The following is a 21,030-nucleotide window of genomic DNA, read 5'->3' as shown; positions in this document are numbered from 1 at the left end:
ATGGAGAGACAACTCAATGAAACGATTCAACAACTTCCAAAAGATACCTGATCTCTTACAAGGCCTTCTCAATATCTGTCTGTTCTTTTTGGCCATCGCTTTAAGTGTTCTCTTAATCAGTGAAACATGGTACATTGTCCAATTTGTTTATAAGACACTGTTTAACAAAGGAGAAAGCTATTATGGAATGCTTGGGGAACTGCTGATCTTCTTTATGTACTTTGAGTTTATTGCCTTAATTATTAAATACTTTAAATCTAACTTTCATTTCCCACTTCGTTATTTTATTTATATAGGGATCACAGCTGTTATCCGTTTAATTATCATTGATCATGAAGAGGCGGTATCGACCTTCTGGTGGGCGCTGGCCATTCTTGCTATGACCTGTGCACTCTTTATCGCGAGCAAAAGAGATGCTGCTCAAGAGCATGAGGAAGTGAAGTAAGGAAAGAAGACGAACGATGGACGTTCGTCTTTTGATCATTCATAAAGAGATGTACAGTATGATGAAAGGCGTTTGACAAAGCACGACTTTATTGACATGTTCTTATGGTATGCTTTAGAAAAAGTAAGACCTTCCCTCTGCAGGATATGAATGAATAGGATGCAGGAAGGAGGATGACTAATTCGGTTTAGTCATTCTCATTTCTGGCTAAAGGAGCGAAATCAATTGACACACACCAAGACAGAACCATTCTCGTTTACAAGTATGCAGCAAGCAGCCTCTGTACATATTCCAGAAAGACAATTCATTTCATCACATGATGGTACAAGCCTTGCGTATTATCCCTTTTTATCAGAAAAGAAGACGCAGGCCAATGTGATCTTGATTCATGGCGGTGGTGCTCATAGTTTGGCTGGTTATGAGCATATCGCTTACACATTGCAACATGACTTTCACGTAAATGTATTTTTACTTGATCTAAGAGGCCATGGCCATTCACAAGGAAAAAAAGGGGATACACCTAGTGTCACGGATGTATGGCAAGATATGTCGCAGGTTGTGGATGCCATTAAACAGGATCATAAAGGTGCCATCTACCTTTGTGGTCATTCTTCGGGAGCAGGCCTGCTGCTTAACTACTTGTCTTGGCCAAAAAAAAGAGAAGTAGACGGTTACTTTTTTATTGCACCTGAATTTGGCTATAAATCAGGTACTGCAAGGGCTGATCAAATTCCTTTTGCCACCGTTCAAGTATGGAAGTTCATTCTGTCTGCGATGACAAAAGGGAGTCTAATGAGTCATTCTGAAGCGGTACGTTTTCATTATCCTGCATGGGCAGTTGAGCAGGATCCGCTTCTGTTAACGACTATCACCGTCAATCTATCTCTTGCCTTAACACCATCTGCACCTAAGAAACAATTTGCGAAGATGGATCGGCCGTATGGCATGTTTGTAGGCAGCAAGGATGAGCTGTATGACGTCGAGACATTTCTCCCCTATCATGAGCTGCCGAAAGAACCAATCAAAAAACAATCAGTCTATCAAGTGCTGGAAGGACATACCCATTTGTCGATTTTACTAGAATCGGGAAAACAGATTGGCAGGACGATCCAAATGTGGAATCCTTCTATTTAGTATGAACAACTAGTCAATACTCTCCCATTTAATTAAAAATTTACATTGACACCATCCTTTTCTATGATAAAATCATAATGTGATAATGAGAATCGTTATCAAACGAAATGACTACATATAGAATGGATAGGTGAGGTACATGTTCAAGAAATCTTTTTGGTCGCTATTAGTTGTGCTCTCCATCGTTTTACTTGCAGCTTGCGGCAGCAATAGCAGTGACGGCAAGTCAGGTAATAAAGAGAAAACAAGGACTGTTGAAAGCGCTATCGGTTCAACTGACAATATTAAGGATAAACCAAAGCGTATTGTGACGCTGTACCAAGGAGCAACCGATGCAGCAGTCGCTATGGGCATTAAACCAGTGGGTGTTGTAGAATCTTGGCTTGAAGCACCTACGTATAAATATTTAAGAGATGACTTAAAGGATGTTAAAATTGTTGGGCAGGAAACACAGCCAAACTTAGAGGAAATTGAAAAGCTCAAGCCTGATTTGATCATTGCATCAAAAATCCGCCACGAGCAAATTTTTGATCAGCTGCAAGAGATCGCTCCAACTGTTGCAACTGAAACTGTGTTCACCTTTAAAGATACAGTGAAGTTGATGGGTGAAGCGTTAAATCAGGAAGACAAATCAAAAGAATTGCTGACGAAGTGGGATAACCGCGTCGCTGACTTCAAAGAAAAAGCGAAAAAAGACATCAAAAACTGGCCAATGAGTGTGTCTGTGGTCAACTTCCGTGCAGACCATGCTAGAATCTATCAAACTGGTTTCGCAGGGTCGATTTTAACAGAGCTAGGCTTTGAAGGACCTAAGAATGTCAAAGATAAAAAGCAAGACATTATTACACTGACAGACAAAGAGAGCATTCCGCAAATGGATGCAGATGTGATCTATTACTTCATGGATGATCAAGATAAGGCGGTTGAGAAAGCATATAAAGAGTGGACGAGTCATCCTTTATGGAAGCAGCTTGACGCAGTGAAAGCGAAACAAGTGCATAAAGTAGATGAAATCACTTGGAACATGGGCGGCGGTATTATCGCTGCAAACATGATGCTTGATGATATTTACGATCGTCTAGGAATTGATAAATAAGTCTTAACAGAGGAGAAAATGTGAACATACCATTTTCTCCTTTTTTCCATAACAGATTGAAAGCGGGAATTAGATGAGAAGTTTATTAAAAAAGGATTCAAGCAAAGCACTGCTTTTTGCTGGATTCATTGTGTTGATGTTGGTCTTTTTTATGCTCAGTATTTCCCTTGGGCAAACCTCCATTTCCCTCAAAGCCACCATCCATGCTTTTCTTCAATTTGATGAATCGGATCCAAACAGTGTGATTGTCATGACATCCAGATTATCAAGAGCTTTAATCGCAACGGTCGTTGGATCTAGCCTGGCGATTTCAGGTGCACTCATGCAGGCATTGACGAGAAATCCGCTTGCGGCGCCTGATTTATTAGGAATTAATGCAGGTGGACTCTTTTTTATCGTGATTTCGATTGTCTTCTTTTCAACAGAGTCGTTAACAGGCTATATGTGGACAGCCTTTCTAGGCGCAGCGATTGCAGGGATGCTCGTTTTTCTATTGGGTTCCATTGGAAGAGATGGATTGACGCCGGTTAAAATTGTCCTTGCAGGAGCGGCGATATCTGCCCTGTTTGCGTCTTTTACACAAGGTCTTTTAATCGTGAATGAACAGTCGATTCAAAGCATTTTGTTTTGGATGGCTGGTTCAGTGTCTGGAAGAAGCATTGATATGTTAATCCCTGTTTTGCCTTATATTTTAGGTGCGACGATTGTGGCGCTGCTTCTAGGACGTTCTATTAATGTTCTTTTGTCAGGAGATGATATTGCCAAAGGACTTGGCCAGCGTACACTGCTGCTGAAAATAACGATGGGTGTACTCGTCGTCTTTTTAGCAGGTGGTTCGGTCGCTGTTGCCGGTTCAATTGGTTTTGTTGGTTTTCTTGTGCCGCATATTGTGAAAAAGCTTGTCGGACCTGACCACCGCTGGGTACTGCCGTATTGTGCCGTTGTGGGGGCGTCGCTTTTACTTGCCGCGGATCTAGCGGCTCGTTTTCTGATCATGCCGCAGGAAGTGCCGATTGGTGTCATGACGGCGGTAGCAGGAGCGCCTCTATTTGTTTATCTCGTGCGCAAGGGGTTGAAGACAGGTGGCTAAAACATATACAGTGCGTTCTAAAGGCGGGCGCATTTCATTTCAATTTTCAAAGCGGACGTTTTTGATTTTACTTTTATTGACGGCCATTGCCTTTGGTTTATTTATTCTCAGTCTCAGTATGGGGAGCCGGTTCATTCAGCCGGTGGATGTGCTGCTTCATTTAATCGGTCAGGGAGAGGGAAATTCCTTTGTGTTAAATACGCTGAGGATTCCACGAACGCTGCTGGCTGTCTTAGTCGGAGCCTCGCTTGCGGTATCAGGGCTTATTTTGCAAGGATTGATTCGCAACCCGCTTGCATCGCCTGACATCATTGGGATTACGAGTGGTGCTTCGTTTGGTGCGATTATGTTCATCGTTTTTTGGATGGGCACTGTGCCCATTGCTTATCAATCCTTATGGGCGATTGCCGGTGCTTTTGCGGTATCGTGCCTGATCTATTTGCTGTCATGGAAAAAAGGGGTCAAACCGATCACACTTGTCCTAATGGGAATTGGGATTTCTGCCATTATGAAGGCATGTGTGACGTTTACGCTTGTTCTTAGTGATACGATGACAACGACTAAGTCATATATTTGGCTGACGGGCAGCTTATATGGTTCTACGATGAAAGACGTCACGGCGATGCTTCCTTGGGTGATGATTATTTTACCGATTGTCATGGTGTTAGCAAGAACGATGAATGTAAAAGAACTTGGAGATGATCTTGCAACAGGTCTCGGGGTAAAAGTGCAGGCGAAACGATTATTCTTTCTCCTGATGAGTGTGACATTGGCTGGTGTTGCAGTCGCATTTGCAGGCGGCATTGAATTTGTTGGACTCATGGCGCCGCACGTCGCACGGATGATCATTGGACGTTCATTCATAGCACTTGTCCCAGCATCTGCGCTTGTTGGAAGTATTCTCGTGATGCTGGCTGATCTTGTGGCTAGAACCGCATTTCTACCGTTAGATGTCCCAGCAGGTGTTTTTACGGCGGCAATTGGTGCACCATTCTTTATTTATTTGTTATATCAACAGCGAAATCGATAAACGAAAGATAGGGGTTTTGATATGAGGCCAGAGTGGGTTGAGAGAGAATTACTTGATTTCGGGGTACACATCACAAATGGACCAATGACATCTGATCGCACACTTGCTGCGCTTTTTTCAGAAGCAGCCGTCATACGTTTATTAGAAGCTGAAAAGGAAGCGATGCATGCACCCAATCTTGCGGTAGCAGCTTCTATGTTTTCAAAGCGGTATGCCTATTTAGCCGTCAGTTCCTCTCTTTATTTGATGACGCTGTATGACGGTGTCTATCAGTTTTCACCAGCAGCATGTGCATTTAGAGAGGATCGGAAAATTGAAATTGATGAGGCAGCGTGTTCGTTTGTTCCACTAGAAGGAGATCGGCATGAATGGAGAGAGAAGGTCGTACGTGCACTGTTTACGGAGTGTGTCACACCTCTTTTAGACGTGCTGAACCGCACATCAAAACTCTCTTCTCGTATTTTATGGGAAAATGTAGCGGTTCGAATCAACTCTCTTTATCGAAGCATGATGCGGGAAGCGGAAGAACCTGCGGTGAAGCAGCGTGTGCGGGAGGATTATCTGTATCTGAAGCAGGCGGCTGGGGATGTATTTGGAGCTCAGCAAAATCCATTTCAGCACAGTTTAAACCTAGACGACAGCTTACTTGAAACATCCAACCGGAAAACCTGCTGTATGTATTATAAGCTTGAGAAAAAATCAGAGAGTCTTGATTATTGTCTTGTTTGTCCTCTTGAACAAAAGAAAGGCACTGCTTGTTTATAGCAGTGCCTTTTTTTATTCCCAAATCTCACTTGCCCATTCAGGATGATCAATAAAAGGATTGCGGTTGTGCTGATACGTTTGATATATGATCTCATTGCGGTTCCGTTCGATTTGATCGACTGGGTCCTGCTTGTGCCATTTGAGAAGCACAGACATTTTGCCGTGAAGAGGCGAGCTTCCATTATTCACTTTGTCGTTTAATTCTAAATCTGGAAAGCGGTCATCACCCTCGTAGCGAACCGCCATATAAAAGAGCATTCTCGCAACATCTCCTTTGACCCGGCTGTGAGGTTCGAATGAGTCGCTATCGTAGAAATTGCCCGGCGCCCCTTTGTATTCATTACCGCCTGTATCAAAATCTAAATTTCCACGTGTGCTGTTCGTTTGCACATCTGTCGCACGAAGGTGGTGGAGATCTGTCCCAGGCCCCTGACTTGTCCCAAAATTGCCATGAGACTTTGCCCAGACATGCTCTCTGTTCCACTGGCCGACATTTCCACCATTCGCTTGCTTTGAGCGGGAGGCACCACTATAAAGCAGCAGCACATTGTTAGAGTTATTGGGGTCTTCATCTGTTTTCTTTAATGCATCCCAAACCTGGCTGTAGGATAGCTGCGTATGATCATCAATGATATCGTGTAAAGCCTTTTTAAGAGCGGGTCCTGATTTGCCAGCAGCAGATTGGTAATAGGAATCGATTTGACTTGTGGCGGCAGTTTGCGTTTGTTGTGCAGATGTTTCGTTTTGAAGCTGTAACGGGGAAAAGGTGATCGTTTGACTAGGTTCATTCGGATTGAAACCTTGAGCGTTTGCAGCTGGAGGCAGCGGGGCGGCGAATGTGCCGAATATCATGATTCCGGCGGCCACAGTTCCAAATAAAGTTCTTTTCATTCGATTTCCTCCTTGATAGGGAATGTATTCTCTTTATTTCTATCATATTGTCATGAAGAAATAAATGGATTTATCGTAAATTTTATGTAATGAGTTCGTAGGAAAAGAGATTGCTATTTTAAGAGCATTCCTGTATAAGTGGGCTTATAAGGATGGACAGCAAGGGAGAGGATGGATAACGTGAAAGAACTGCAAACACCTTCAAGAACGATAATGACACCGGGGCCCGTAGAAGTAGATCCGAGAGTGCTCCGTGTGATGAGCACCCCTATTCTTGGTCAATTTGATCCAGCATTTACACACATAATGAACGAAACAATGACCTTATTGCGGTCACTTTTTCAAACAGAAAACAAATGGGCTTATCCAATTGACGGTACGTCCCGTTCAGGGCTTGAAGCTGTGCTCGCCAGTGTGATTGAGCCGGGAGATTCAATGCTTGTGCCTGTCTTTGGCCGCTTCGGTCACCTGCTCATTGAAATAGGACAGCGCTACGGTGCTGAAGTACATACAATGGAATGTGAATGGGGGACGGTTTTTGATCCTGCCGACATCATCCAAGAAATAAAGCAGGTCAAGCCTAAAATCGTTGCCATGGTTCATGGTGAAACATCCACCGGACGATTGCAGCCGCTCAAGCAAATTGGTGAAGCATGCCGGGCTCTTGATGTGCTGTTCATTGTAGACGCTGTGGCGACCATTGGCGGTGTCGAGGTAAAAGTGGACGAATGGAAAATTGATGCGGCGATTGGCGGCACGCAGAAATGTTTATCTGTTCCATCAGGCATGTCACCTATTACATATAATGACCGTCTCGCAGCTGTCATTGAATCGAGGAAGAAAGTAGAAAAAGGGATTGCGACACAGGATGAATTACAAAAACAGATCGATATTTCTCCAATCAAAAGCAATTATTTTGATTTAAGCCAGCTTCAGGATTATTGGAGCCCAAGACGATTAAATCATCATACAGAAGCGACAACGATGCTCTATGCACTGCGAGAAGGGATTCGTCTTGTGCTGGAAGAAGGGCTGTCTGAACGTTTTCAAAGACACGCGTATCATGAAAAAGCCTTGATGAAAGGTCTTGAAGCGATCGGGCTTGAATTGTTTGGTGATCCAGATTGTAAAATGCCGGTTGTGACCTGTGTTGTCATTCCAAAGGGTATTGACGGAGAAGCGGTCCGTTTCGACCTGCTTCATCATTTTGGAATTGAGATTGCAAGCTCCTTTGGACCGCTTGCCGGCCGTATATGGAGAATTGGGACAATGGGCTACAGCTGCCGAAAGGAAAATGTGCTGTTTGTGTTAGCAGGGCTGGAAGCGATTCTCATCAAACACGGTGCATCTATCCATTGCGGAGCAGGGCTTCAGGCGGCTCTTTCTATCTATGAACATGCTGAATAGATACATCATACTCGCCACTGGCGGGTATTTTTTTATTTGGAAAAGAACGCTAATTTTTGAAAAACTAGACTTATAGATAAGGTTATCGCTATACTGGAGAAGTTCTCATCCTTTTTGTCATCATTTTCATTTATTTTGCAGAAAGAGGTTTTTTGTATGAAGAAGATGGGCAGATTATACATTTTGATGCTCAATATTTTTATTGCCATGCTTGGCTTTGGCCTCATTGTACCTGTTATGCCGAGTTACATCGAAGCCTTTGGCGCAACAGGAAAAACACTCGGTTTTCTTGTCGCTGCAACAGGCCTCACACAATTTGCGTTATCGCCGATCGCCGGCGCACTGACCGATCGATTTGGACGAAGAAAATTGATCATTGCCGGGATTGCCGGCTTTACGATTGCTCAGTTTATTTTTGCTTTTGCTGATCAGCTTTGGATGCTGTTTGTGTCTCGGTTTTTAGGCGGTGCTGCCGGGGCTTTGCTCATGCCGGCCATGTTTGCATACATCGCTGATATCACAAGTGAAAAGGACCGAGGGAAAGGAATGGGTCTATTCAGTGCAGCGATGACACTAGGTTTTGTCATTGGGCCGGGCGTAGGCGGCTATTTGGTTGAGTACGGGATCGCTTTTCCATTTCTCATTGCCGGTTCCTTTGCCGCCCTTTCTACTTTGTTATCCATCCTATTCTTACCTGAAACTTTAACAAAGGAAAAGCAGGAAGAGGCGCGGCTCAACAAGGACATTCATTTCAATCCTTTTGTACAAATGATCGAGGCCCTAAAGACATCGTACGGCTTTTTGTTTATATTGGCCTTTGTCCTCAATTTCGGGATCATTCACTTTGAATCGATTTTCGGCTTATATGTAGACCAAAAACACGGATTTTCACCGAAGGATATTGCGTTTGTGATTACGGTTGCGGGTCTCGCTGGGGTGCTTGTCCAAGGTGCGTTAGTGAATGCCTGTGTGAAACGATTTGGAGAGATGAGAGTCGTGCGTTATGCGCTGTTAGGTGCGGCTTTCATGCTGATCGCCTGCCGTTTTGCGCCGTCCTTTTGGTTGATCTTTACAGGTTCGATTTTATTTTTATCGGCTACGTCATTTGTCCGTCCAGCCCTCAATACATTGCTGTCCAAGATGGCAGGCAATCAGCAAGGGATAGCAGGCGGTCTCAATACATCCTTTATGAGCCTTGCCAATATCGTCGGACCGAGTCTTGCTGGTATATTATTTGATGTGAATATTGAGTTTCCTTTTATGTTTGGAACACTGGTGCTTTGCGTCAGTTTCGCTGCATCCATCGTGTGGGGAAAAAAGTGTAGCATGTTCATGCAGCGCAAGGAAGATTGTAGTTGATCTACAATCTTTTTTTATTGAATGAAATACATTTAGAAAAAATTCCAATTAGAAATAGTATATGTTTTATATTTTATCTAAATGAATAGTATAGTTTATCAATATTTACACCTTTTACTGAGATGAAATCCATAGATTTAGGTCTTTAAGATCAATAAAAACTTGTTAATAAAATACTAAAATATACATTTTGTGTAAAAAGTGATTGATTGGTTTTTTCCGCAATGGTAACATCAATCTCGACAGCATGAGGTAACTGAGATAATCAAGAGAAAAGGGGATAGAAAATGAAGAAGTTTATGTTTGCCATTATATTTTTTATCGTCACCATGTTTAGTACAGCAGTGCCATCAGCAGTTCATGCGGCAGAAATTGATCATGACAAGGTAGTTGGTTTTAGAGAAGTCAATCCAACAACTGTTACACAAAAAGCAGCGAAAAAATTTCAGCCTTATTTGAAAGTATGGCATGGATGTGTACCATTCCCAGCTGTAGATGCTGCTGGAAACACAAGCAGAGGGTTAAAAACGAGCGGTTCACATAATGGTGGATGCAGCAGTAATATCGGTCAAGTATATTCACGTTCAGATTGGTACAATGGCAGCTGGGCAATTATGTATGCTTGGTATTTCCCAAAAGATAATCCTTCACCGGGCTTTGGTCATCGTCATGACTGGGAATCCATTGTCGTTTGGATTGACAACCCAGCTGTAGCGAGCCCGCGTGTTCAATCGATTGCTTACTCAGGTCATGGGCAATATAAGAAAGCAGCACCGAGTGCCGCAAGTATTTTAGGAACAAATCCTTTGGTTGGTTATGATAGCAATTGGCCATTGAACCACGAGCTGGATGTAAGCGGCAATGTGAGCGGTAAAGGGATGCAGCCTTTAATTGGCTGGGATGATCTAACGCCGGCAGCAAGACATGCATTGAATACAACAGACTTTGGTAGTGCCAACGTACCATTCAAGGACAGTAACTTTAAAAACAATTTAGCAAAAGCTTGGTATCGATAAGAGTTAACCATGATAAAACCGATCATCTAAAAAATGATCGGTTTTTTATCAATAAAATCGCATCATCTCTCATATTTCACGACAGGTGATTTTTCTTTATGAAGCGCACGAATCATTGCATCATCTACGTGTAAATGCTCTTTCACTAATTGAGGCGGAGTTAAGGCCATCCACTGATTCAACGAAATATCTGCAAACCGGTCACTTTTAAAAATTTCTAAAAACCAAAGGCTCGTTTGGCCGATATTTTGGATGTAATGCCCCATACCAAAAGGAACATATCCAACATCACCTGCTCTGTAATTAAAGGTGCGGGCAGTACCTCCTGCTCCAAAGACCGTCATTTTGGCCGTGCCGGTTAAATAGTATTGCCACTCATCATTATTAGGGTGCCAGTGCATTTCTCTCATGCCGCCAGGTTTTACTTCGACAAGTGCAGCGGCAATCGTTTTTGAAATCGGGAAATTCTGTGAGTCGACAATTCGGACGGTTCCGCCTGAGGTCGTTAGCGGCTTTTGGCGAAGAAGCTGGTGCGTAAATGGCGGCTTGATGCTCCCGTATGGATCAGATACCATTTGGCTTTCTAAGGATGCCGGCGGTGAGCCTTGAAACATATAGCGCTGCTTATTCGGAATACGGTCAAACAATTTCTTAGGAACACCAAAATTGGCGGATAGAATCTCTTTCGGTGTATGGGCAAACCAGTCTGTGATCGTGAATGTATCAAATTCAGAAAAATCGCCATCATCAAATACAAGAAGGAACTCACATCCATCTTCAAGTCCTTGGATGGAGTGCGGGATACCAGGTGGAAAATACCACAAATCGCCTTCTTCTATATCAGTGATCATATTTCGCCCTTCTGCATCTACAGATGTGATGCGGGCTTTGCCTAAAATCATATACGCCCATTCCGCCTGTTTATGCCAATGAAGCTCACGAACACCTCCGCGTGTGAGCCGCATGTTGACACCTGCAATCGTTGTTGAAACAGGCAGCTCCCGCTTCGTAATTTCCCTCGACCAGCCGCCGTGATTCAAATGCATGTGTGTATCAGAAAATGAAAATTTTAAATTAGGAATTGTTCCGGCATCGGTTTTAGGGGGAACGAGCATATCTGGGTTCTCTATATCTCGAAGGACATCACGCGGGCCTAAGTCGGTGGCACCCGCGCCATCCTTTCGAATGGGCTGCGGGATGTGACGGAGCTCATCATCCATTTGTCATCCCTCCTCGAGACTCATTTTTCTCTTCCAAACTATATGAAGCTTCGGAAGAAAAAATTCAATCAGGATGGGATGTGAGAAATCTTTGAATACGGAAGGCTAAGCGCAGCCGCAATGTTGCGTCAGGATCTTTTAAGCTGATTCGAAGCAATTCTTCACACTTCTCAAGGCGATAAATGACCGTGTTGCGATGAATAGACAATCGTTTGGCTGTTTCTGAAATGTGGCAATGGGTTTCTAAATAGACAGACAAGGTGTGAAGAAGACTTTGATCGACTTGTGATGGTTCAGATAACGGGTGTAGGTGCAGCTGGTGAAACGTGATCATATCCTTTCTTGGAATAAGCCTTAGTAAATCTGGTACATCCTTCGCCTGATAAAATTGAATATAATCAGTTCGCGATGAGAGATGTCCGGTTTGAAGAGCCTCTAATGCTTCATTGTAGCCCTCAGACAGATGGTGGATTAGGCAGGCGGTCAAACTCACCCCAAAAGAAATGGTGTGATTCAATTGCAGTTTAACAAGCAGCTGCAATTGTTTTAAAAAAGAGATGAGACTGCCGCTAACCTCCGGCCAACTGCCAGTCTCCTCCATCAATACAACACCCATATCACCTTTGACAAACAGAAAGGCAGGAAATGGGCAGGTTAGAAGTGCACTTTCGAGCAGATCAATCACATGATCTAAAACCATTTGCTGCTCCATAAAACATGTGGTATCACTACGCTGGTCAAGCTGACAGATCATACATAGATAGCGGCATTCGGCGCTTAATCCAAACGATTGAGCGAAATGTAAATGATCTTGCTGGGAAAACGATGCCCTCTCTATCCATCTGCGAAAACCTTCATTTCTAGCACGCTTGGCCGTTTGCAGGGCGGCATATTGTCTCATACGAGCAATCGACATTTCGTTCACTGCTTTTGCAAGCATCCCATGCAATGCTTTATTCTGCGGGTGAATGAAAGAAAGGATGACCAGGTAATCACATGTTTGTTCGTTTAAATCAATCGGAAAGATGGAAAAGGTTTGTTTAGCATGTATCATCGAAAAAGAATGAGTTGTCCTGCTTCGAAAAAAGGGGAGAATGTGCATCCATTCTGGGCTCGTCATCATGGAGTTCGAGGTATACAGTATACGTCCATACTGGTTAAACAAATAGACAGGCTCGTGAATATTTCTGGCTATTTTTTGTAATATGTCAAACTGGTTATCGTCTATGTTCATATCCACTCAATCTCCTTTATTGGTGAAGATGAATAAAAAAATGGACAATCACTGTCAACATCTCTGATATGCATTTTATGTTATCAGCTAAAATCATTTTAGATAGAAAGTTGTTAATTAATATGACAAACAAACAGAGCGTCAGGACAAAATCACGTGCCACCAGTCATCTTCATTCAGAATTACGAGCAAATATGATATGTTGTAAACAGAAGAATTTCTTTCAGAAATATGGGGATCACAAAAGACAAAGGCTTCGAATGAGGAAGCCGTCTATACATGAGAGTGGCAAGAGGTGAGAAACATGATTTATATCGGATTAACTGGCTGGGGAGATCATGACAGTCTTTATCCGCCGAAAATTGGCAGCGCGCAAAAGCTGTTTCACTACGCATCAACGTTTCCCATTGTGGAACTAGATGCCAGCTTTTATGCGGTTCAGCCTGAGCGTAATCATGAAAAATGGATAAAGGATACTCCGGATGACTTTCAGTTTGTTGTGAAAGCATACCAAGGGATGACTGGACATCAAAGGGGGGAGATTCCGTTTGCTTCGAAGGAGGACATGTTTGATGCATTTATTCTTTCGCTGACTCCGCTCATTCGTGAAGGGAAACTCGCCATGGTGCTCTTTCAATTTCCACCTTGGTTTGATTGCAAAAAAGAGCACGTCCACTATTTAAGATGGTGTAAGGAGAAGATGGGTGATATTCCTTGTGCTCTCGAATTCCGAAACCGTACATGGTTTTCAGAGGAATTTTATGAGCAGACTTTATCCTTTATGGAAAAGGAAGGATGGATTCATTCCGTCTGTGATGAACCGCAAGTCGGAGAAGGCTCCATTCCGCCAGTCATACAAGCTACACACCGTGATAAAACATTGGTCCGATTTCACGGAAGGAATAAACAGGGCTGGCTTCACCCGGCAGACCATGAGAATTGGCGTGAAGTGAGATACTTATATTTATATAATGAAGCTGAATTAAAAGAGTGGAAAAAGAATCTCGACATCCTGCACCAGCAATCGAAAGATGTCTATGTCGTGTTTAATAATAACTCCGGCGGAGATGCAGCAGCAAATGGACAGCAGATGATTGATTTGCTGGATATTACGTATTCAAGTCTTTCTCCGAAGCAGTTAGATTTATTTAGTTAACCGAGAGCTGACTGAAGCTTTCAACCTGAATGAGACGGTCAGTGACAACTTGAGGGAGAGATCAACATGCTGCAGAAGCTATGGTTATATCATACAAACGACTTGCACAGCCATTTTGAGAACTGGCCAAAAATTGCAGCTTATATTGAAGAAAAGCGTCAAGTTCACGATCAGATGCTCTTGTTTGATATTGGCGACCATATGGATCGAGTGAACCTCGTATCCGAAGCTGATTATGGAAAGGTAAATGTCAAGCTCCTCAATCAGCTTGGCTATGATGGAGTTACGATCGGGAATAATGAAGGCATTACGCTGCCTCATGATCAGCTGGATCACCTATATGAGAATGCACAATTTCCTGTGGTCCTGTCTAATCTATTTGAGAAAGGCAAAAGGCCATCATGGGCAAAGCCCTATCATATGATCACAATGGAAAACGGACTGAGAATATGTCTCTTAGGCGTGACCATTGCGTATACACCTGTTTATGAAAAGCTGGGCTGGAACATTACTGATCCATTTGACAGCATACGGGACATGTTGCAGGAAGTGAAGGGTCAGGCAGATGTCATTGTGCTCTTATCCCATCTCGGTATTATCCATGATCGAGAGGTCGCTCGTGATTTCCCTGAAATCGACGTCATCCTAGGATCACACACGCATCATCTGTTAGAACAGGGCGAAATGGACAATGGGGTGCTGCTTGCATGCGCTGAAAAGTATGGGCATTATATTGGCTGCGTCGAGCTGACAATCGATACAGCACGCAAAGAGCTGATAGAGAAAAAAGCGACAGTGCAGTCGGTGGATCAGCTCATCAGTGAATCAAACGAAGCTATCACCACCTTACAGCAGGCAGAAAGAAGAGCCAAAGCACTCATGCAGGAAAAAGTCACAACGATTGAATCGAAGCTAGAAACGAAGTGGTTCGATGAATCTCCGCTTCCGCAGCTCTTAACAGATGCTATTAAAGATTGGTGCGGAGCGGAGATTGGCATGATGAATGCAGGTATGGTGCTTGAGTCATTAGAGGCAGGAATTGTCACAAGAGAAGAAATCCACCGGATATGTCCGCATCCCATTAATCCCATTCGGGTGACGCTTACCGGTCAACAGCTCATCGAAACGGTTCAGCGGGGCTGTGAAGAAAAAATGGAACAGCTGCGCATTAAAGGCTTCGGCTTTAGAGGTGAGCTGATGGGGAAAATGCTATATAGCGGCCTCAGCTATACATTAGAAGAAGGCGAGGCCAAACGGGTGAAGGATGTCTTTGTACATGGTCAATTGATCAAAAACGACGCCTCCTATTCAGTTGGCACAGTCGATATGTATACATTAGGGTCTCTTTTTCCTCATATCCGTGATCACGAACACATTGAATATTTTATGCCTGAATTTTTACGTGATGTTCTGACATGGCGCTTGAAGGAAGCAACATGAAATCCGCTTCAGCCTAACAACACGCGCCCTCTTTTCACATAGATTGTGATGAGAGGAGTGAAGGGATTTGGTGAATTTAACACCTATTACAATTGATGGCCATTCCTTTACAGCGGTCACCGTCAAACTGCCGAAGACAAATTTCATGGCAGTAACAAATGAACACGGGTATATCATGTGCGGTGCACTTGATGTCGGGCTCTTGAATGAAAAGCTTGCAGATAGAGGAATTATTGCAGGAAGAGCAGTTGGTGTAAGAACCATTGAGCAATTGCTCGATGCTCCTTTAGAATCTGTGACATACGCCGCAGAAGCGCTGGGCATCTCAGCTGGAACAATTGGAAGAGATGCATTATTAAAAATGGTGAAATAAAATAGAGAGATGATTCCTATCCCCCCGCCTGTCTGCATACACATGTAATGGAGAAGGGGGGATTTTTTATTGAGAATGAACCGCCGTTATCGCCCCTACAAGAAGGGCCCTTTGCCATTTCGTTACGTCATGCTGCTTGCGATCTTATTCTTTGTGCTCTCAACCGTGATTAGTTTGTTTTTTATCAACCGATCCATTAAACCAACCCTTATTCACATTGCTGAACTAGAAACAGAGCGCATCGCCAATCACCTCATACAATATTCAGTGCAAGACTTTGCAGACGATCAGGAGAATATGAAGGATATGGTGGTCATGAATACAAGTGAGAACGGAAAAGTGACGACCATCGATTTTAATGCGCAAGCAACATCGAAAGCCATGGCTGACCTATCACGTCATCTTCAGAAAAATTTAGAGGACATTGAAAAGGGGAACTTTCAAAAAGAGGCTAAAGAAGCGTTAAAGGATCAAACAGATGGACATGACGGCATTATATATAACATTCCGCTTGGGCAAGCATCCGGAAATGCACTCATCGCCAACCTCGGCCCCAAAGTACCTGTACGCTTTAGTGTGATTGGTGATCCGCATACGGACGTTGAGAAAAACATTAAGCCTTATGGCATCAACAATGCCTTGATTGATATTAGTGTTCTGATCGAGGTTAAGGTAAGAGTCATTATCCCATTTGCTTCTGAAACAATCGTAGTTAAAAACTCTGTTCCTGTCTCCATACAAGCCGTTCAAGGAGACGTACCAGATTATTATAATGGCAGCGGAACAAATTCAGGTGCTCCACCAATTGTTCTCCCAGAGAAAAAGGAGAAAAAGGAATAACAGCCCAACAATGATTGGGCTGTTTTTTTACGATTTTCGTTTCCGTTCAGCTCTTTCCCACGCCCTCAAATGAGGGTATGGGTCAAATGACCATTCCGTTCTACCGTTGTCTTTGTACATGCCATAGTGAAGATGCGGCGGAAATTTTCCTGCGGTGCCTGGAGGGCCGTAACCGGAGCTTCCGACAGATCCAATCACCTGACCTGGTTCAACTATTTGACCTGTCTTAAGTCCTTTCGCAAAGCCATTTAAGTGAGCGAAGTAATGATAATGATTATGAATATCTCGAATGCCTATCCGCCAGCCGCCAAAGCGGTTCCATCCTTTCATTTCAATCACGCCATACGATGTCGCACGAACGGGAAGTCCATAATGGGCAAATAAATCGGTTCCCTCATGAATTCTTCTTCCTCCAAATCCTCTCGCATCTCCCCATGTACTTCGGTAGCTGTAGTCAGCTCCAACTGGTAGAGGAAAAGCATGCTTTCCAAGATCAAGATGGCCGTAGTGCTTATATAGCTTCATAAAAGATGAAATGATTCCAACGGTTTGATCACGTCCATAATAGTCCCATAAGCCAATTTTTAATTGATCAATGCTGCTGCCGTAGTGAAGCAAGTATTGAGCAAACGTGAATAATACATCCTCATCGTCATCGCTGTCCGCTTTGCCATCCCCATTCCCATCAAGCCCAATTCCGTCAAACACTTTAATGCTTAAAGGAGAGGTATCCTGTTTATTCGGGTTTTCTGGTCCAATCCACATTTCCCGGGGAATGTAGATGCCAATGACGCCTTTTTGTTTCGGTAAATCTCTTCTGCTTTTTCGAATATTGTGTTCATACTGATCAACTGCAGCAAGTACATACCATGGAACCTGTGTTGTGATGGAGACTTTTTCATATAGGGCCATTCTCTGCTTCAATTCATCTGGCTGTTTGCCGGTCCCTTCTGCATGAACAGGTAAAGGGAGCATTGAAAGAGCAATCATGATGGCTAAAACCACTTTCACAAACGTCCATCTCCTTTCATCGAGCATCGTCTTCTACCGTTTAGTGTGGTTAGATCACTCTATTTCATAAGAAGAAAATGTTAGTAATTTTCTTCTGTTTTTTTAGGAGGCTTTTGGGTATTTTTGCAGCTCATTCCCTTGTTGTTCAATCTGTACTATGTTAAAGTGTCTAAAGAAAAGGCTTTAGGCCGAAGATTCAATTTTTTGCAGCTTCTTGGCTGCATCCATCGTATATAGCAGGAAGATTTTTGTAGATGCACCTTTAACGAATTCATATGGAGATGATGGAATTGGCAAAGAAGGAAGAGCACGTAAGAAAACCGGACTGGCTTAAAATTAAGCTGAATACGAATGAAAACTATACCGGTTTGAAGAAAATGATGCGGGAAAACAACCTGCATACCGTTTGTGAGGAAGCAAAATGTCCGAATATTCATGAATGCTGGGCAGTGAGAAGAACCGCTACATTTATGATCCTTGGATCTGTTTGTACGCGCGCATGCCGTTTCTGTGCGGTGAAAACTGGACTTCCAACTGAGCTTGACCTACAAGAGCCAGAACGCGTGGCAGATTCAGTAGCATTAATGAACTTAAAGCATGCTGTCATAACAGCGGTTGCAAGGGATGATCAAAAGGATGGCGGAGCAGGTGTGTTCGCTGAAACCGTTCGTGCGATTAGAAGAAAAAGCCCATTCACGACAATTGAAGTTCTCCCTTCAGACATGGGCGGTAATTATGATAACTTGAAGACGTTAATGGACACTCGTCCTGACATTTTAAATCACAACATTGAAACAGTGCGCAGATTAACGCCAAGAGTTCGTGCGCGTGCTACATACGATCGTTCATTAGAATTCTTGCGTCGTGCAAAAGAAATGCAGCCTGACATTCCAACAAAATCAAGCATTATGATTGGACTCGGTGAAACGAAGGAAGAAATCATTGAAGTCATGGATGATCTTCTTGCCAATAACGTGGACATTATGGCGATTGGGCAGTACTTACAGCCTTCGAAAAAGCATTTGAAAGTTCAAAAATACTATCATCCGGATGAGTTTGCAGAGCTGAAGGAAATTGCGATGTCAAAAGGCTTTAGCCACTGTGAAGCTGGGCCGCTTGTGCGCTCTTCCTACCATGCAGATGAACAAGTAAACGAAGCGTCTAAAAAGCGTCAGGCGCAAGCATAACAAAGAAAACGCCAGAGCTCTCTGGCGTTTTTTCTCATATTAATTTTGGCCATAAGGGGTGTTTCTTCTCATCGTACGGTCGGAATTCGTCATCCCATTTGCATCTTCTTTCGTTGAAATATCTCCACCTTGAGGGGAATACTTCATTTGCTGAATCGTTTTGGTTAAAATCTGGTCAAAATCACGTGAATTGGTTTGAAGACGTGAAAAATTGGCAATGGATTGAAAGTGCTCTGGATTATCAGAGACGTATACATGATAATAACGAGGGAGAACAGAAACCGCCGTTTTCTTTACTTGATCGGCAGATTCATCACGGTTTTTGTTTCCTGTTCGATACACGATGAGTGCATCCTCATCTGTCACAAGTGTCGCTGCATCTTTGATGTTTGGCAGCTGCACCGTTAAACTTGTAATCACGTGGGCAAGATGCTCACGATTTAAAGCAGGGGTTCTTTCTTTCTGATCCGTTACTTGCTGGCGCTGATAACGAACATATCCTGCTTTGTTTGTGTCTGCTTCTGGCATGTTGGAATTATTTCCTTCATGACGATCCGACAGACGGATGGTTTTACTTGAAGAATCTTCATCCACTTGCCGGTTCATACCTGATTGAAAGCCGCACCCGCCTAAAAGTATGCTGAGGAGAATCGCGGCTGTCAGTTGTTTCTTCATAAATGTGACCTCCTTTTTCCTTTAGCTTCGGCTAAATCGGAAAAAACATGCTTTAGCAATTGATGGAGTTCTTCCAATGAATTATCATTAAAGATGGATCGTTTAAAAAGAGGTGAGAAGATGATCGTCATTCAGAATGCTACCTTTGATCTTGTAAGAGATATCAAAGACGGCTTTAATGAAGAAGCGTTTAAAGCAAGGTACTCAGATATTTTAAATAAGTATGATTATATTGTGGGGGACTGGGGCTATAATCAGCTCAGGCTGAAAGGGTTCTTTGATGACCAAAACCAAAAGGCCACATTTGATACTAAAATCAGCACACTCGATGAATACATTTATGAATACTGTAATTTTGGCTGTGCCTATTTTGTCTTAAAACGAATCAGAAAATAACGCAAAGGGGAGCGTCATAATGTATTTCGTAGACAGAAAAAAGATTGAAGAGACATTACGTTTTTTCGAGGAGCAATATGAGTTGATGCAAAGTCATCAAACATGGACAAGCCCTTTAGAAAAAAAAGCACTGGAACGAATTGTTCATTTGCTCGTCGAATGTATTCTTGATACTGGAAATGACATGATTGATGGCTTTATTATGCGTGACCCAGGAAGCTATGATGACATCATGGATATCCTTGTTGATGAAAAGGTCGTACCAGAAGGTGAAGGCAGTCAGCTGAAAAAGCTTGTCTCATCCCGCAAAACACTTGTGCAGCAATATCAGGAAGTGGATCATCATGACTTATTGCAGGTCATCAGCGAAGTAGAGCAGGCGCTAGAGGTCTTTCCAAGCCGCATCCGTACCTACTTGGAGCAGGAGCTAGGCCCAGTATCAGCGTTTAAATAAAACCATTGGAGTTGTGAGCATCATGAAATACAAAGGCTATTTAATTGATTTAGACGGGACAATGTATAAAGGAACAGAAAAGATCGAAGAAGCAGGTCAATTTGTTCAGAAGTTAAATGAGTTGAACATCCCTTACTTGTTTGTCACGAATAACTCATCACGCACGCCAAAGCAGGTAGCGGAAAAACTCGTTTCCTTCGATATTCCAGCCACAGAAGAACAAGTTTTCACAACAAGTATGGCGACGGCCAATTATATTGCTGAGCAAAAGAAAGATGCGTCAGTTTACGTGATCGGTGAAGAAGGAATCAAGCAGGCGATTGAAGAAAAAGGGCTGACGTTTGGTCAGGAAGACGCAGATTTTGTTGTTGTTGGAATTGATCGAGGCATTACATATGAAAAATTAGCAGTAGGTGCGATTGCCATCCGTCAAGGCGCACAATTTGTCTCAACAAATGGAGATATTGCTATCCCAACAGAAAGAGGGCTTTTGCCAGGGAACGGTTCATTAACATCTGTACTGACCGTGACAACAACAGTTCAGCCGACATTTATCGGAAAGCCAGAATCCATTATTATGGAACAAGCGATGCGTGTGCTTGGAACAGATGTGTCTGAGACGCTCATGGTGGGTGATAACTATGATACGGATATTATGGCAGGAATGAATGCAGGGATGGACACATTACTCGTCCATACAGGTGTGACAACAAAAGAGCTGCTTCAGCAGTATGAAAAGCAGCCAACCTATGTCATTGATTCATTATCCGAGTGGATTGAGCGATTATCATAAAAAAAGAGGACAAGCGTT

General features: G+C 43.1%; 22 protein-coding genes. 17 read left to right on the top strand and 5 right to left on the bottom strand.

Annotation, left to right across the window (positions count from 1 at the left end; all coding sequences use genetic code 11):
* Nucleotides 1–16: 16 nt before the first annotated feature.
* The 6 genes from psiE to AC20OE_RS00760 all read left to right on the top strand — a co-directional run bounded on the left by psiE (nt 17) and on the right by AC20OE_RS00760 (nt 5,560).
* Nucleotides 17–445: a phosphate-starvation-inducible protein PsiE gene (psiE, locus tag AC20OE_RS00785; protein WP_039181241.1), complete on the top strand. Its 429-nt coding sequence runs from the start codon at nt 17–19 to the stop codon at nt 443–445.
* Between the two features lie 225 nt (nt 446–670).
* On the top strand, nt 671–1,579 hold the full coding sequence (locus AC20OE_RS00780) for an alpha/beta hydrolase (protein WP_257218413.1): 909 nt from the start codon (nt 671–673) through the stop codon (nt 1,577–1,579).
* 139 nt (nt 1,580–1,718) lie between these two features.
* Nucleotides 1,719–2,675, top strand: coding sequence for an ABC transporter substrate-binding protein (locus AC20OE_RS00775; protein WP_487268029.1), 957 nt, complete (start codon nt 1,719–1,721; stop codon nt 2,673–2,675).
* Nucleotides 2,676–2,748: 73 nt separating this feature from the next.
* Complete coding sequence (locus AC20OE_RS00770; protein WP_034282660.1) at nt 2,749–3,765, top strand: FecCD family ABC transporter permease; 1,017 nt, start codon at nt 2,749–2,751, stop codon at nt 3,763–3,765.
* Nucleotides 3,758–4,795, top strand: a complete 1,038-nt coding sequence (locus tag AC20OE_RS00765; protein ID WP_039181233.1) for a FecCD family ABC transporter permease — start codon at nt 3,758–3,760, stop codon at nt 4,793–4,795. Before AC20OE_RS00770 ends, AC20OE_RS00765 begins: the two co-directional genes overlap by 8 nt.
* Nucleotides 4,796–4,816: 21 nt before the next feature.
* The gene (locus tag AC20OE_RS00760; protein ID WP_059375973.1) at nt 4,817–5,560 is read left to right on the top strand and encodes an IucA/IucC family C-terminal-domain containing protein; all 744 of its coding nucleotides are present in this window, start codon (nt 4,817–4,819) and stop codon (nt 5,558–5,560) included.
* Between the two features lie 12 nt (nt 5,561–5,572).
* Here AC20OE_RS00760 and AC20OE_RS00755 read toward each other — a convergent pair whose 3' ends face one another.
* A complete protein-coding gene (locus AC20OE_RS00755; protein WP_487268026.1) occupies nt 5,573–6,451 on the bottom strand; it encodes an endonuclease I family protein in 879 nt (292 codons plus the stop codon).
* A 171-nt stretch (nt 6,452–6,622) separates the two neighbouring features.
* On the opposite strand from AC20OE_RS00755, the gene AC20OE_RS00750 reads away from it, so the two are divergent.
* From AC20OE_RS00750 to AC20OE_RS00740, 3 genes are all read left to right on the top strand, one after another.
* A complete protein-coding gene (locus AC20OE_RS00750; RefSeq protein WP_487268024.1) occupies nt 6,623–7,858 on the top strand; it encodes a pyridoxal-phosphate-dependent aminotransferase family protein in 1,236 nt (411 codons plus the stop codon).
* A gap of 156 nt (nt 7,859–8,014) precedes the next feature.
* Entirely contained in the window at nt 8,015–9,217 is a 1,203-nt protein-coding gene (locus tag AC20OE_RS00745) for an MFS transporter (RefSeq protein ID WP_212042234.1), read from the top strand.
* A gap of 287 nt (nt 9,218–9,504) precedes the next feature.
* Nucleotides 9,505–10,233 (top strand): NPP1 family protein, encoded by a 729-nt coding sequence (locus tag AC20OE_RS00740; RefSeq protein WP_039181218.1) that lies wholly within the window; start codon nt 9,505–9,507, stop codon nt 10,231–10,233.
* Between the two features lie 62 nt (nt 10,234–10,295).
* Here AC20OE_RS00740 and AC20OE_RS00735 read toward each other — a convergent pair whose 3' ends face one another.
* Together AC20OE_RS00735 and AC20OE_RS00730 are read right to left on the bottom strand one after the other, a co-directional pair.
* On the bottom strand, nt 10,296–11,453 hold the full coding sequence (locus AC20OE_RS00735) for an oxalate decarboxylase family bicupin (protein ID WP_212042233.1): 1,158 nt from the start codon (nt 11,451–11,453) through the stop codon (nt 10,296–10,298).
* 64 nt (nt 11,454–11,517) lie between these two features.
* Nucleotides 11,518–12,687: a PucR family transcriptional regulator gene (locus AC20OE_RS00730; RefSeq protein ID WP_144490152.1), complete on the bottom strand. Its 1,170-nt coding sequence runs from the start codon at nt 12,685–12,687 to the stop codon at nt 11,518–11,520.
* 304 nt (nt 12,688–12,991) lie between these two features.
* On the opposite strand from AC20OE_RS00730, the gene AC20OE_RS00725 reads away from it, so the two are divergent.
* From AC20OE_RS00725 to yunB, 4 genes are all read left to right on the top strand, one after another.
* Nucleotides 12,992–13,843: a DUF72 domain-containing protein gene (locus AC20OE_RS00725; RefSeq protein ID WP_064498081.1), complete on the top strand. Its 852-nt coding sequence runs from the start codon at nt 12,992–12,994 to the stop codon at nt 13,841–13,843.
* 66 nt (nt 13,844–13,909) lie between these two features.
* Nucleotides 13,910–15,283 carry a bifunctional metallophosphatase/5'-nucleotidase gene (locus AC20OE_RS00720; RefSeq protein WP_268465221.1) on the top strand — a complete coding sequence of 458 codons (1,374 nt, stop codon included), beginning with the start codon at nt 13,910–13,912 and terminating at the stop codon, nt 15,281–15,283.
* Nucleotides 15,284–15,350: 67 nt separating this feature from the next.
* Complete coding sequence (locus tag AC20OE_RS00715; RefSeq protein ID WP_024425980.1) at nt 15,351–15,656, top strand: YunC family protein; 306 nt, start codon at nt 15,351–15,353, stop codon at nt 15,654–15,656.
* 69 nt (nt 15,657–15,725) lie between these two features.
* Nucleotides 15,726–16,496 (top strand): sporulation protein YunB, encoded by a 771-nt coding sequence (gene yunB, locus AC20OE_RS00710; RefSeq protein ID WP_217016280.1) that lies wholly within the window; start codon nt 15,726–15,728, stop codon nt 16,494–16,496.
* A gap of 27 nt (nt 16,497–16,523) precedes the next feature.
* Here the strand turns inward: yunB and AC20OE_RS00705 are convergent, their stop codons facing one another.
* On the bottom strand, nt 16,524–17,471 hold the full coding sequence (locus AC20OE_RS00705; protein WP_268465269.1) for a M23 family metallopeptidase: 948 nt from the start codon (nt 17,469–17,471) through the stop codon (nt 16,524–16,526).
* Between the two features lie 326 nt (nt 17,472–17,797).
* Between AC20OE_RS00705 and lipA the strand changes: the two genes are divergently transcribed.
* On the top strand, nt 17,798–18,694 hold the full coding sequence (gene lipA, locus AC20OE_RS00700; protein WP_008360456.1) for a lipoyl synthase: 897 nt from the start codon (nt 17,798–17,800) through the stop codon (nt 18,692–18,694).
* Nucleotides 18,695–18,733: 39 nt separating this feature from the next.
* On the opposite strand, the gene AC20OE_RS00695 is transcribed toward lipA, so the two are convergent.
* On the bottom strand, nt 18,734–19,369 hold the full coding sequence (locus tag AC20OE_RS00695; protein ID WP_268465225.1) for a YhcN/YlaJ family sporulation lipoprotein: 636 nt from the start codon (nt 19,367–19,369) through the stop codon (nt 18,734–18,736).
* A gap of 120 nt (nt 19,370–19,489) precedes the next feature.
* Between AC20OE_RS00695 and AC20OE_RS00690 the strand changes: the two genes are divergently transcribed.
* From AC20OE_RS00690 to AC20OE_RS00680, 3 genes are read left to right on the top strand one after another with little or no spacing between them, the layout of a single operon-like run.
* The gene (locus AC20OE_RS00690) at nt 19,490–19,765 is read left to right on the top strand and encodes a YutD family protein (protein WP_039181199.1); all 276 of its coding nucleotides are present in this window, start codon (nt 19,490–19,492) and stop codon (nt 19,763–19,765) included.
* Between the two features lie 19 nt (nt 19,766–19,784).
* Nucleotides 19,785–20,219 carry a DUF86 domain-containing protein gene (locus AC20OE_RS00685; protein WP_039181197.1) on the top strand — a complete coding sequence of 145 codons (435 nt, stop codon included), beginning with the start codon at nt 19,785–19,787 and terminating at the stop codon, nt 20,217–20,219.
* Nucleotides 20,220–20,238: 19 nt separating this feature from the next.
* The gene (locus AC20OE_RS00680) at nt 20,239–21,012 is read left to right on the top strand and encodes a TIGR01457 family HAD-type hydrolase (protein WP_099663641.1); all 774 of its coding nucleotides are present in this window, start codon (nt 20,239–20,241) and stop codon (nt 21,010–21,012) included.
* Nucleotides 21,013–21,030 lie beyond the last annotated feature (18 nt).

It is taken from the genome of Bacillus sp. SRI_025, from assembly GCF_057592095.1.
This window is presented reverse-complemented; position numbering and strand designations above follow the sequence as displayed.